The 12,803-nt window shown below is 55.5% G+C and carries 12 protein-coding genes; 5 read left to right on the top strand and 7 right to left on the bottom strand.

The annotated features are described in order from the left end of the window. Positions 1-149 precede the first annotated feature (149 nt). Positions 150-1,214 (bottom strand): Gfo/Idh/MocA family protein, encoded by a 1,065-nt coding sequence (locus PV433_RS24395; protein WP_332074635.1) that lies wholly within the window; start codon positions 1,212-1,214, stop codon positions 150-152. A gap of 578 nt (positions 1,215-1,792) precedes the next feature. Between PV433_RS24395 and PV433_RS24390 the strand changes: the two genes are divergently transcribed. The 3 genes from PV433_RS24390 (at position 1,793) to PV433_RS24380 (ending at position 4,081) form a co-directional block, all read left to right on the top strand. Further along, on the top strand, positions 1,793-2,743 hold the full coding sequence (locus PV433_RS24390; RefSeq protein ID WP_332074634.1) for a ring-cleaving dioxygenase: 951 nt from the start codon (positions 1,793-1,795) through the stop codon (positions 2,741-2,743). Then, positions 2,740-3,366, top strand: a complete 627-nt coding sequence (locus PV433_RS24385) for an alpha/beta hydrolase (RefSeq protein WP_332074633.1) — start codon at positions 2,740-2,742, stop codon at positions 3,364-3,366. Before PV433_RS24390 ends, PV433_RS24385 begins: the two co-directional genes overlap by 4 nt. Positions 3,367-3,523: 157 nt before the next feature. After that, complete coding sequence (locus PV433_RS24380) at positions 3,524-4,081, top strand: flavin reductase family protein (protein ID WP_442951573.1); 558 nt, start codon at positions 3,524-3,526, stop codon at positions 4,079-4,081. 279 nt (positions 4,082-4,360) lie between these two features. Here PV433_RS24380 and PV433_RS24375 read toward each other — a convergent pair whose 3' ends face one another. From PV433_RS24375 to PV433_RS24360, 4 genes are all read right to left on the bottom strand, one after another. Beyond that, positions 4,361-5,764 carry a nucleoside recognition domain-containing protein gene (locus PV433_RS24375; protein ID WP_332074632.1) on the bottom strand — a complete coding sequence of 468 codons (1,404 nt, stop codon included), beginning with the start codon at positions 5,762-5,764 and terminating at the stop codon, positions 4,361-4,363. Further along, positions 5,742-6,479 (bottom strand): FeoB small GTPase domain-containing protein, encoded by a 738-nt coding sequence (locus PV433_RS24370; protein WP_332074631.1) that lies wholly within the window; start codon positions 6,477-6,479, stop codon positions 5,742-5,744. The genes PV433_RS24375 and PV433_RS24370 overlap by 23 nt, the downstream gene beginning before the upstream one ends. Continuing rightward, complete coding sequence (locus PV433_RS24365) at positions 6,476-6,730, bottom strand: FeoA family protein (protein ID WP_332074630.1); 255 nt, start codon at positions 6,728-6,730, stop codon at positions 6,476-6,478. The genes PV433_RS24370 and PV433_RS24365 overlap by 4 nt, the downstream gene beginning before the upstream one ends. A gap of 336 nt (positions 6,731-7,066) precedes the next feature. Beyond that, positions 7,067-8,323: a HAMP domain-containing sensor histidine kinase gene (locus tag PV433_RS24360; RefSeq protein ID WP_332074629.1), complete on the bottom strand. Its 1,257-nt coding sequence runs from the start codon at positions 8,321-8,323 to the stop codon at positions 7,067-7,069. A 144-nt stretch (positions 8,324-8,467) separates the two neighbouring features. Between PV433_RS24360 and PV433_RS24355 the strand changes: the two genes are divergently transcribed. Further along, a complete protein-coding gene (locus tag PV433_RS24355) occupies positions 8,468-10,168 on the top strand; it encodes an ABC transporter ATP-binding protein (RefSeq protein WP_332074628.1) in 1,701 nt (566 codons plus the stop codon). A gap of 46 nt (positions 10,169-10,214) precedes the next feature. Here the strand turns inward: PV433_RS24355 and PV433_RS24350 are convergent, their stop codons facing one another. Further along, the gene (locus PV433_RS24350) at positions 10,215-10,979 is read right to left on the bottom strand and encodes a divergent polysaccharide deacetylase family protein (protein ID WP_332074627.1); all 765 of its coding nucleotides are present in this window, start codon (positions 10,977-10,979) and stop codon (positions 10,215-10,217) included. A 220-nt stretch (positions 10,980-11,199) separates the two neighbouring features. Here PV433_RS24350 and PV433_RS24345 point away from each other — a divergent pair, with 220 nt between their 5' ends. After that, positions 11,200-11,298 (top strand): YjcZ family sporulation protein, encoded by a 99-nt coding sequence (locus tag PV433_RS24345; protein ID WP_190931235.1) that lies wholly within the window; start codon positions 11,200-11,202, stop codon positions 11,296-11,298. A gap of 82 nt (positions 11,299-11,380) precedes the next feature. On the opposite strand, the gene PV433_RS24340 is transcribed toward PV433_RS24345, so the two are convergent. Continuing rightward, entirely contained in the window at positions 11,381-12,790 is a 1,410-nt protein-coding gene (locus PV433_RS24340; protein WP_332074626.1) for an extracellular solute-binding protein, read from the bottom strand. Between the last annotated feature and the right edge of the window lie 13 nt (positions 12,791-12,803).

Genomic DNA, 12,803 nt, shown 5'->3' with positions numbered 1-12,803 from the left:
TTATTAGGAGGATCGGAAGCGGGTTGACTCTTCGCCGACACCATCGTTCACTCCCACCTATGACCGGCATTGCACCAAGGCGGCGGAAAGCTTCACCTGCCTCTCGTCACATAATGGATTTTACGTATTGCATTCTAGTCTGTTATCGCTTACAAACGCTCGATCATCGGATCGTCCAGCGTCACTCTCCGGCCTTGCAGCGAAGAAGCATAGCAGGCCAGCACGAGGCGCAGCGAAGTGCGCCCTTCCTCGGCGGTAGCCAAAGGCGGCCGTTCTCCCCGCACAAATTCGGCCAGCGGCTGCGCCAAACCGCGTATACGATAGCCGTGATTAGGCGGACTTTCGATATCGCTGGCCGTCCAGACGCCGGTCGCCGCTTCGAACCGTTTCAACCCGGGCCCGTCTCCCGGCCGGGCGATGTTGCAGCTGGTGGCGTCGCCGTAATTTTGCACGATCGTTCCGCGTTCGGCGATAATTTCCGTCGTATTTTCCGCCGCCGTACAGGTGAAGGAGCAGTTAACCTCGGCGATCGGTCCGCCCGGATAGCGGAAGATGGCGATCCCGTTATTCATCGGAATGCGCGGGTTGTACAGCGACTCGATCTCGGCCGTTACGCTTTCCGGAACACCCAGCCAGTAATAGAGCAGGTCAATCGGATGAGCGGCGTCATCGGCCCAAATGTCGCGGTTGTACTCAGACTGGACATGCCAGGAGTCGGCGAAACTTTCCTGAAGCCCCATCGCGAGCCCGTGTCTTCGGCGGATCATGAACAGCTGCCCGAGCTCGCCGCTGTCGATCCATTGCTTCATCTGCCTATTTTGCGGGTCGGCTCTCATCTGCCATGCCATCGTAAACGGCACGCCGTGCTTACGGACCGCCTCGACGATCCGATCCGCTTCCCGGATCGTAAGCGCCATTGGCTTTTGCAAAATAATCGCTTTGCCGGCGGCCGCCGCTTGTTCGGCCAGATCGGCATGCTTCGACGTCTCCGAGGCGATCACGACTGCGGCGATATCGTCCCGATCGAGCAGGGCGGTTACGTCTTCATAAGGCTGCAGCCCGAACGTTTCCGCCGCTTTCCGCAATCTCGCCGGGTCGTGGTCCCATCCGGCTACAACCTGAATGCCAAGCTCGGAGTTGTTCCATTCGCTGCAGTAAGTCGATACATGGCCGTGGGCAAAGCCTAACACGCCTATACGTACCGGTTCGCTCATGCTCACACTCCTTCCGATTGGAGAAACGTTTTCCGGATGACTGGGTCTGGGAGCTTTTCATACTTCCATCATAATCGTCGGCCTTGCCGGTTTCATGGTGGATCGGGACAATAATAAGATCGATCGGGACGGAATGAGGCTGTCCGCATGTAAAACTTATCTGTAAGGCTGCAAAAGCAAAAAGCAAAAAGCAAAAAGCAAAAAGCAAAAAGCGTTCAGGCACAAAACCTATATTGACAAAACATTAAAAATCATATATCTTTAATTTAAGATATTAAATTTTAAGATATCATAACGTTGGATGCGCGGGAAGGGAGAGGGCAAAATAATGAAAAGCGGTTTTTCGAACTCCATGTCGGTTCGCCCTCCGGAAAGAGGCGGCTTCCCATAGGGACCGGACGGTTCACTTGCTGCTGTATCGGTTGTAAAATGCAGCGCCGTTATCTCTGTTTTTGTATGGTAGGCACAACAGGCTGAGGGAACCCCGTCGCAGACGAATGTTCATAAAGCGCAGCCGGAGCTGCGATATTCGTGTCATTCCGGGCCAGACGATTACGATCAAGCAGGAGGGATTTAAGATGACTTTGCAAACGGCAGGCATTCATCACATTACGGCATTTGCCAGAAGCCCGCAGGAAAATGTAGATTTTTACGCCGGCGTGTTAGGCCTTAGGCTGGTTAAAAAGACGATTAACTTCGATGCTCCCGAAGTGTATCATCTGTATTTCGGCAACGAGCAGGGCAGTCCGGGCACGATCATTACGTTTTTTCCGTTTCCCGGCTCGCGCAAAGGCAGGATCGGAGGAGGGCAGACCGGGATTACTTCGTACGCGGTACCTCCAGGATCGCTGGGTTTTTGGGAGGAGCGGCTTGGAAGCTTCGGCGTCCCGGTTGTGAAATCGGTTCGCTTCTCGGAAGAGGTTCTGCAATTTCCCGATAACGAAGGACTGAGACTGGAACTGGTGGAACGGGAGGAAGGGCCTGCAAGCACATGGTCGTTCGGAGGCATTCCGGAGGACAAGGCGATCAAAGGTTTTGCCGGAGCGGTTCTCTACAGCGTCAATTCCGCAAAAACGATCGAGGCGCTGGAAAGCATACTCGGCCTGAAAAAGGTGGACGGCACCGATGAATATGTGCGTTTTCGGGGACATGGCGAGATCGGCAACGTCATTGACGTGCGACTGGCTAATATGGACTGGGGGAGCGGCGGAGCAGGAACGGTTCACCATATCGCCTGGAGGGCGCAACATTTTGACGAGCACGAGGCATGGCGAGCGAAAGTGACGGAGCACGGCTACCAGCCGACGCCGGTTATAGACCGTCAATATTTCAATGCAGTGTATTTCCGGGAAGCGGGCGGCATCTTGTTCGAGATCGCTACGGACCCTCCAGGGTTTGCCGTGGACGAGAGCGCTGGCGCTTTAGGGGAGAAGCTGATGCTGCCCGAATGGTACGAACCGCAGCGGGAACAGATCGAAGCGAATCTGCTGCCGATAAAAGTCCGGGAACGGGAGGCGAAGCTGAAATGAACCATCTCTTTCAGAAAGGGGCCGATCCGGCGGCCCCGACGCTTGTTCTGCTTCACGGCACCGGAGGGAACGAACGGGACCTTGTGCCGTTAGCCCGGGCGATCGCTCCGGACTCGTCTTATCTGGGACTTCGAGGCAACGTACTTGAAAATGGGATGCCGCGGTTTTTCAGGCGCCTTGCGGAAGGCGTCTTCGACGAAGAGGATTTGCTGTTCCGCACGGATGAAGTGAAGCGGTTTCTGGATGAGGCGGCTGTCCGGTACGAATTGGACCGCTCGAATCTGGTGGCCGTCGGCTACTCGAACGGGGCGAATCTGGCAGGCAGTCTGCTGTTCCATCACGAACGCGTACTGCGCGGTGCGATTCTCCACCATCCGATGGTGCCGCGCCGGGGCGTGACGCTCCCGGATCTGACCGGGACGCCGGTGTTTATCGGGGCGGGAACGAACGATCCGATCTGCTCCCCGGGCGAGACGGAGGAGCTCGGGAACTTGCTGCGCGGAGCCGGTGCGGAGGTCGACGTTCATTGGGAGTCGTACGGCCATCAATTAACCGCCACGGAAGCGGAAGCCGCGGCTGTCTGGTTCGGCAGCCGGTTCGGCCGCCGGCCGCCCGGCGAGTAATCCCGGTGGCAATCGGGCATGGCTATATAAATACAAAACAGGCAACAGATAGGAGCAGGTGGGGATGATCTCGATAGATCCGGCATTACAAAGCGACCGTGACAATTACAAGCTGCTTAATAAGTCAAATTCATAATGGTTATGAAATTGACTCCTTATCGGCAGCGTCATTCCCCGGCCGATTGCGCTCGTCACGACGTTGTCGGCGGAAGGGGTGCTGAATGCGGCGCCGTTTAGTTACTTCTCGATTGTAGCGAGTCGGCCGCCGCTTCTGTCGGTATCGATTCAACGCAAGGAAGGGACGATGAAGGATACGGCTGCCCATGCGATCCAGCGCGGACAATTCGTCGTTCAGATCCCGGACGAGGCGATCGTGGAGAAGATGAATATGACGGCGGCCAGTCTGCCTCCGGACGTAAGCGAAGTGGAGCTGGCAGGATTCACGGCTGTCCCCAGCTCCGTCATCGCGGTTCCCGGGCTGGCGGAAGCGAAGATCCGGATGGAATGCGTGCTGGAGCGAGCTATTCCGCTCGGAGGAGAAGAAACGGCGCCGGCTTGCGATCTGCTGATCGGTCGTGTCGTCCGGTTTCATATCGCCGAGGCTTTGTACGAGAACGGACGGATCGACGCCCGCAAGCTGCAGCCGGTAAGCCGGCTCGCCGGATCGAACTACGGCAAGCTGGGCGAGCTGTTCTCGCTGGAGCGTCCCAATTAGCCACTCCAATACAAAAAGCCCTCTATCCAGCGTGCGAAGTTATTCGTGCTGCCGTACGCCGATAGAGGGCTTTGTTGAGGCTGTCGATTCACTGTGGACAACCAAGTGGAAAGGGAAAAGATTACCTTCTGGCGAGTTTTGTCTGGAATCCCCTACCTTACAATCCTTATTCAATCAAGGGATTCCGGACAACCTGTTTGAGCAGAAGAAGGTAACTTTTCACTTGGAACGGCCTGCTATCACTTCTACACAATGAATCGACAGCCTCATTGCTGACAGCTAGACCCAGCCGAGCAGGCGGGCCGTCTGAGCGATAACAAAAGTGATGAAGATTGCGATCGAGAGCGGGATGAGGGCGGACAGCACCGTCCACTTCGCGCTTTTCGTTTCCTTGTAGATGTTGAACAGCGTTGTGCCGCATGGGTAATGGAGCAGGGAGAACAGCATCATATTAAGCGCCGTCAGCCAAGTCCAGCCGTGATTAAGGAAGATGTCCTTGATTCCGTCCAGACCGTCGGCATCAACCATCGCTCCGGAGGACAAGTAGCCCATAAGCAAAATCGGCAGCACGATTTCATTCGCCGGAAGTCCGAGGATGAACGCCATCAAAATATAGCCGTCCAGACCGATCGCATGGGCGAACGGATCGAAGAAGGCGGCCATATGAGCGAGTATGCTTTCGCCGCCGACCATAATATTGCCGAGAATCCACGTAATTACGCCGGCCGGAGCGGCCACGATGACGGCGCGCTTCAGAACGCTCCACGATTTGTCGCGGGAAGCGAGCAGAATCGTCTTGGCGAACTGCGGCTTGCGGTACGGAGGCAGCTCAAGCGTATAGTGCGTCGGCACGCCGCGAAGCATCGTTTTGGACAGTGCCCACGATACGGTTAGCGTAATAACGATGCCGAACAGCACCATGCTCATCACGACCATGGCGGTAGCTACCGTGTGCAGTCCGCCCGCCACGCCGGCTGCCATGAACAGCGACGAGAGTAGGATGAGCGTCGGCCAGCGGCCGTTGCAAGGAACGAAGTTGTTGGTCAGAATCGCGAGCATCCGCTCGCGCGGAGACTCGATAATCCGCGTCGACAAGATCGCGGCGGCGTTGCAGCCGAAGCCCATCGACATCGTCAGCGCCTGCTTGCCGTGTCCGCCCGACTTTTTGAACAACCGGTCCATGTTAAAAGCGACCCGCGGCAAGTAACCGAAATTCTCGAGCAGGGCAAACGTCGGGAAAAAAATCGCCATCGGAGGCAGCATCACGCTAATGACCCACGAGGTGCCCCGGAAGAAGCCGAGCACCAGGATGCCGTGCAGCCAGGCTGGCGCGTTCACAGCCTGAAATCCGGCGGTCAAATACGACTCGATCACGCCGAAGAAATCGGCGATTAGTGCGGAGGGCACGTTTGCTCCCGCGATCGTCAGCCAGAATACGACGCCCAGAATCAGGAACATGATCGGGTAGCCCCATAGCTTGGAGGTGACGATCCGGTCGAGCTTATAAGCGCCTTCCAGTTTTTTCTTATCCTCGTATCGAACCGTTTCTTTGCAGATGTCCCGGCTCAATCTGTATATATCGCTGACGATTCCGTCCCGGACGGAGTCGCCGTCGCCGGATTTCCGTGCGATGTCTAGAAGGGCGTCGAGCCGGTCGGAATTAGTGGCAGACAGGTTGCTCATGACGCACGACCTCCTTGACGGCGGAAGATGACCCGAGCGGAGCGTCCATTCTCGCCTTTAACGATTGCAGCAAGCTTTCGTCTCCGTCCAGCAGTCTCAGGGCGATCCAGCGCGTCGGGTAGCGGGTGCCTAACGTTTCCCGGATGACAGGCTCCAGCTCCGCAATTTTACGCTCGATCTGCTCGTTGTACGGGATCATCACTGGATGCGGTACAAGCTTGCCGGTAGCGACCCGCTCGACCTGCTCCAGCAGCACGTCGATACCTGTCTTATTGCGGGCGGAGATCGCTACGACCGGTACCCCGAGCCTTTGTCCGATCTTGGCCAGATCGATCCGGATTCCCAGCTTCGCCGCCTCATCCATCAGGTTGACGCATACGACGGCGCGGTTCGTCATCTCCAGCACCTGCAGCGCCAAATTCAAGTTGCGCTCCAGCGAGGTGGCGTCGATAACGACGATCGTGACGTCCGGCTGCTCGAAAATGATATAATCCCGGGCGACTTCTTCGTCGGCCGAGTTGGAGTATAGGGAATACGTGCCCGGCAGGTCGATAATTTTATAAGCGGCATCGCCGTGCGTAAATTCGCCTTCCGCGCGGACGACCGTCTTCCCGGCCCAGTTGCCGGTATGCTGACGAAGACCGGTTAATGTATTAAACAACGTGCTTTTTCCCGTGTTCGGATTGCCGGCGAGCGCTAACGTATAGGTTCTCATGTCCCATCGCCTCCCAAAGGCTCCCCGAATATAAGTGAACTTTCTTCCTTGCGCAGCGCTATCGTCGTGTTGTTGACGCGAAATGCGGTCGGATCGCCGAGCGGGCTGCGCTGTACGACTTCCACCACGCTGCCCGGAACGAATCCGAGATCGAGCAGTCGCCGGCGCAGGACGCCTTGAACCTCGATGCGGCTCAGTACGATCTGACTGCCGACAGCAGCTCTGGATAATGCTTCGTCTTTTGCAGACATCGCCATCACCATCCTGTATTTCCTGTGTGACAAACTGTTTGCCTAATGCAACTTTTATAATAAACTATGCCGCATGTTTGAGTAATGTGTCTTGGTTTTAGTATAGGGCACAAGTCTTTCCCTGACAACACAAACTTTCGCTAGGGCAAAAAAAGGAGCGGCTCTCAGGCTGTGTATAAATTAGGGAAAATATAGAAAAATAAGAAGGGTTTCGGCGGTGACATGCTGAACTTAATACGAACGGAAACGACTGCTTTCCCGCTTGCTAAAGCGCTTCCACAAAACTGTGCCTAATCAACGAAATTTCGCCCGCCGGCGGGGAGCAGGCGATCCGCTTCACTCGGACAGCAAAGGCAGCGTGATTGTGAACTGCGTTCCTTCTCCGGGCTCGCTATGAACGGATATCGTCCCGCCCAGCGTGCGGATTACCTGATAGGAGAACGTCAGACCGAGCCCCGTGCCGCTTGATTTGGTCGTAAAATAGATCGAGCCGAGCCGGTTGATCTGCTCCTGCTTCATGCCGACCCCGTTGTCTTCGATAAACAGCAGCGCGTCCTGCATGACCGTGTCCAGCCGAAGCGCGACTTTTCCGTTCGATACGGCGGAGCACGCCTCCACCGCGTTTTTGATGAAGTTAAGCAGGGTTTGCTTGATTTCATCCGGATTCGCCATGATCCACACCGGATCGTCCGGTCGGCTCACTTCCAAGCGCACATTGTTCATATTAGCGTAAGAGCTCATCACTTCCATCATGATGTGCAGCAGCTCGGACAGGTTCGTACGTTCCAGCCCGCCGCTCAGCGGCTTGGAGATCGAGAGAAACTCCGACAGGATCGATTCGGTCCGCTGAATCTCCGATATGCTGATGTCGATATAGCGGGCGACTTTCTCGTCGGGGGCCGGACGCTCGCGGATTAAGGTCAGAAATCCTTTTACAACGGTTAGCGGGTTGCGCACCTCATGGGCGAGCGATGCGGCCACATGGCTGATCGTATTCACTTTCTCGTTCTCCAGATAGCTGACAAATATTTTTTTGTCCGATACGGATTTGCTGAACAGCGAGATAAGCAGCCAGATGCCGATGGAATTCTGGATAGGCAGAACGAGGATGTGGAAGCCGAGATGTTTGACGAAATAGTCGGGATCGAAGTACAGATACGAGATGAGAAACGGTACGGACGAGATGACGATACCGGCGAAAAACGTAATCAGCGACAACCGTTTCGCCTGCTGGAACAGTTTGTAGAACAGCACCGAGAGGGGAAACGTGAAGGCTACGATGAGAATCGCGACATAGGTGCCGTCTCCGCCCAGCAGCAGCCGGTAGATGATAAATTCGGCAAAGACAACCGACCCGACTGCAATTCCGCCGAACATGATGCTGAAATACATCAGAATATACCGGGCATCGAAAAAAATGCCGTTTTCCACTCCGGCGGCGAAAGTCATCGAGAGCAGCAGGCTTAACGAGGCGGTGATCAGAATGAACGATTTGGTATGGTTGTGCTTGTTGTCCCGATAGTAGATGTTGTACATCACGAACGGCATCAAAGAGATAAACAGCTGCAGCAAAGTTTCTTTTATCGGTGTCACTTGGGGCCCCTCATTTCTTGGGAATCCTTACCTAATTCGACTGTGTTCGTCCTAATCCTGCCATATCCCGAACCGGTTTTGGAAAAAGCTGTAGGCCGCATGCAATCGGGTCGGATAGACCAAACTGAATAGGAGGGTGGCCACTTGGAACTATCGGGTCAAATGCAACCGGCTCGCGGAAGAGGGCGGGGTTCGGGAGCAGTGTCGGCATACATATGGGTATTGTCGTATTTGTCGCCATATCAATCTCTCTTTGCGGGGCTGCTGGTGTGCAATCTGCTCTTATCTCTCATTGAGATGACGATTCCGAAAGGAATCCAAATCGTGATCGACCAGCTGCTGCCAAGCCGGAGCATTTCGCTTTTTTATTGGCTGCTCGCGGGAATTGCCATACTGATCATGCTGATGCTGGCCATAACGGTACTCCGCAACTATTGGCAAAGGGTCATTCAGGAACAAGCGGCCCGGGATTTGCAGCTGGACGTCTTCCGGAAGCTTCGCGAACTCGGGCTTGCCTATACAGACCGGCATCCGGCGGGCGATACGCTCTCTCTGCTAAACAGCGAGGTTGCAGCTATCCAGTCGATCTATCAGTCGTATTTGCCGAAGCTGATTCAATATGTATTGTTCGTTCTCGTGATGACGACCGTTATGTTCCTCACGCACTGGAAGCTGTCGCTGGCGGTGCTGCCAGAACGCCGTTTTATGGGCCGTCTGGAAGAGGGGATCACCCATACGAGGGAGATTTTGGCCTTTCACCGGCAGGACCGGGAGTACCAGGAGCTGAACAACCGGTACCAACGTTATATGGACAAAAGCAAGGAAGAGGGCGTTATCACAAACAAACATGCCGTGTACGCCGGAGCGATCAAGTGGGGCTTTAATCTGATCGTACTTGCCTTTCTGGGCTACCAGGTGCTGAATCAAGCCGTTACAATTGGTACTTTCGTTGTCGTGTATCAATTTGCGGCACAATTGATCGATTCGATTAGCGGAAGCTACCACTTTCTGATCGGCATCTCCAGTTCTTTCGCCAGCGTAGAGCGTTACCGGGAAGGGGCCGGTTCCGAGTCGATCAGTGCAGGGACGATACGGTTCGAGGAGCTGATTCGCAGCATCCGATTCGACGCGGTCCAGTTTGGGTACGGCGAGCATCTGACTCCCGCACTGCATAACTTGAACCTGGACATTCCGGTCGGCAAAAGGATTGCGTTCGTAGGCGAAAGCGGAAGCGGCAAATCGACCATTGCTCAGCTGCTGGTCCGATTGATCGAGCCGGCGGGCGGCACGATCATGGTCAATGGCATCCCGCTCGAAACGGTCCGGAGAGACGATTGGGCGAGTAAAGTAAGTCTGGTGTTCCAGGAGACGTACATGTATCCGGATACGATACGGTTTAACTTGGCATTCGGCCAAAATGTGACGGACGACGACATCCGGGAAGCGTGCGCAGCCGCCCAATTCAGGGAGACGGCGGAGACGCTGCCTGACGGGTACGACACCTGGATCGGCGAACGGGGAGCCGCTTTGTCGGGAGGACAAAAACAAAGGATCGCCATCGCAAGAGCGCTGCTGGCCGATCCCGAGCTGTTGATTATGGATGAATCGACGTCCGCGCTGGACAGCGAGACGGAACGCCTCGTTCTGCGAAGCATCGAAAAGCGCCGCAACAACGGGCGGACGACGATCTTCATCACCCACCGGCTGAGTACGATCGAGAGCGCCGATCTCATCTATGTGCTTGAGCATGGAACCGTAACCGAGCAGGGGACTTATGCCGAACTGATCGAGCGCGGCCCGGTGTTCCGGAGACTGGTTCAAGCGATGCGGCCTGACGCATGGTGACGTTCCGGATGACGCACGCCGCAGCGGCAAACGGCATGTCCCCTTTTTAACGGACGAGCTTCGATACGCCGACAAACTGGATGTCTTCCATCGTGCCCGGAAGCTGCCGGACAAGTTCCGCCGTAATTTTGCCCCCGCTTCCGACATGCCCGATCGCGATGCAGGGCTCGTGCTCGCGCAAATGTTTTTGCAGCAGCTTAATCTGGTTCAGGACGTGCATTTTGCTTTTGACGTCGTCGAGAAACAGATGGTTTTCGATGCAGGGTACCCCGATCTGCTTGGCCAGCTTCGACACGACGCTTCTGTAGTTCGTATGGCTGTCCAAAAAGAAGAGTCCCCGTTCCCGGCATACTTCCAGCACAACGCGCATGACGCGCTCGTCTACCGTTGCCTTCGAGCCCATATGGTTGTTAATCCCGATGGCATGAGGGATGTCGTTGATTGCCGCATGGACCCGCTTGCGGATCTCGTCGTCGCTCAGGTCGCAGGTGATCGCTCCGGGGCCGAGCCAGCTCTTATTGCCTTTCAGCGGCTCCATCGGCAGATGGACGATAACCTCATGACCGTTGCGGTGAGCCGCTTCCGCATCTTTTTGGGAGGAGGGGAGAAACGGCATGACGGCTACCGTAATCGGAAAAGGCATACTTACGATCTCCTCGGTTCCGGCCATATTGTTGCCCAGATCGTCGATAACGATTGCCGCCATACGGGCGGCGGCCACAGCTTGATCCTCGGCGGAGGCAGCGGGCTGCGGCAGCAGCAGCGAGGCGGCAAGAAGGCTAATGCTAAGCAAAGCTCGTTGAATACGCATAGTCGGTGCACGTCCTTTGCGGAAAAATCTACGTATAGGCTTTGCAAATCCGGCCGGCTCCAATCAGAAAGTAAGGTTACAATCGTTTCCAATTCGGGATTTCCGGGTAGGTCGGACCGAAAAAAATATAAGAATTATCCGCAAAATAGGCTTCTATCCAAGCAAGTAGGGAGTAGCGGCAATACAATATTTCATCATGATAAGGGGGAGGTTGCCGAACATGTCTTTCGCTGGAACTTGCGGTGGTCTGGGCACAACGACGGGAGTTATTCTCGTACTGTTTATCCTCTTGGTAATCGTTAGCCGCGCCTGGATCTAACACCGACTGACCGGAAAAAGCCGATTCGTTGAGAATCGGCTTTTTCTCTGCCTGCAAGACGAGGGGATATCCGGCCGCAACATTACGCCGGTCCGTCCGCTTCCGGAGCGGGACTCGACAACAGTTTCTCCAGCCTGTCCAGAAAGACGTCCTCCGCTTCAAGGCCCGACCAGTACAGCCGGGCTTCCCGCTGGATAAGCCCCAGCTCGGATTTGCTTAGACGCAAATCTTTTTGCTGGGCGAAAGTCGGGATAATCTCCCGGTACATATGGAAGCGGGACGGCCGGTACATCGTCTCCTTGCCCGTCCATTCGGCGGCCGGCTTTAAGCTTGGTATGCTAAGCGTCGTCTGCCGGATCGTCAGCTGGGAACGGTAAGAAATCAGAAAATCGAGCAGCAGCTTCGCGTTCTCCTTATGCTGCGACCGGCTGCTGATCGCAAGTCCGATCACGAGCAGCAACGTCTTGCTTTCGTTCACGTAAGGCAGGGGAGCGATGTCGTATTTGATTTTCGGATTATGAGGATGCATATTCAGGCTGAAGTAGGAAGTCATCAGCATCGATACTTTACCGTCGAAAAACAGCTTTTCCGCATCCGCTTCCTTATCCGACAGCATGAGCGGAAACCGGTTCTGTGTCGTGATGAGCTCCTGGCACGTGCGCAGCCCGTCCGCCAAAGGCGTGCCGCGCAGCTTCATCGTACCGTCCGTCTCCCGGCCGAAGGTCATGCCGCTTTGCAGCAAAAAGACGGGCCAGCGGTTAAAGGACGGGAAATGAAAATAAAACCCGATCCGCTCCTTCTCCACATTCAGCTTGGAGGCATGCCCAAACAGATCGCCCCAGCGCCAGCCGCTGTCCGGCTCCAGCAGATCCAGGCTGCGGAGATGGCTTTTGTTGTAGATCAGCATAAGCGGAGAGAAAATGAACGGTTGAGCTTTGAGCTGTCCGTCTGCTTGTAACGTTTCATTTAAAAAAGGGTAAATGCGCGGATTCGTATCGACCGTTTCCCAGTAATCCGCCGCGTCGTTGGCGACAAATTCGTCAAATGCCGAGGAACTGATCGAGATCAGGTCCAGCGCATCGGTATCCACGTAGGTTCGCAGACCGCCGAACGTCTGGGGAGCCGTCATCGGAATCATTTGAACGCGAATATCCGGATGTCTGGTATGGAACTGCTCGATTAACGATTTCAGCGCCGCCTGTTCGAGCATCGACGGGTAATACCCGAATCGGAGTACGGCTTGTCCGGCGGCGGCGGTGCCGATCACCCGGTTGCCGACCCGCGGTATTTTCTCAAGCAGCCGTTCGGCTACCAGCACATCCAGTCCTTGGCGAACCGATTTGTTGCTCAGTGCGTATTGCTTGGCGTAAGCTTTTTCCGAAGGCAGGAAATCGCCGTGCCGTAAGCGCCCGGCTGAAATGTCTTCGCGAATCGTCCGGACCATCAAGTCCATCCGCTGGCGAAAATGTTTTCTGCCTGCTTGGTCCTGCATATCCATCCCGCCC

Origin of the sequence: Paenibacillus sp. GYB004, assembly GCF_036577605.1 — a bacterium.
GTDB classification, from domain to species: Bacteria; Bacillota; Bacilli; order Paenibacillales; family NBRC-103111; genus Paenibacillus_AB; species Paenibacillus_AB oceani.
This window is presented reverse-complemented; position numbering and strand designations above follow the sequence as displayed.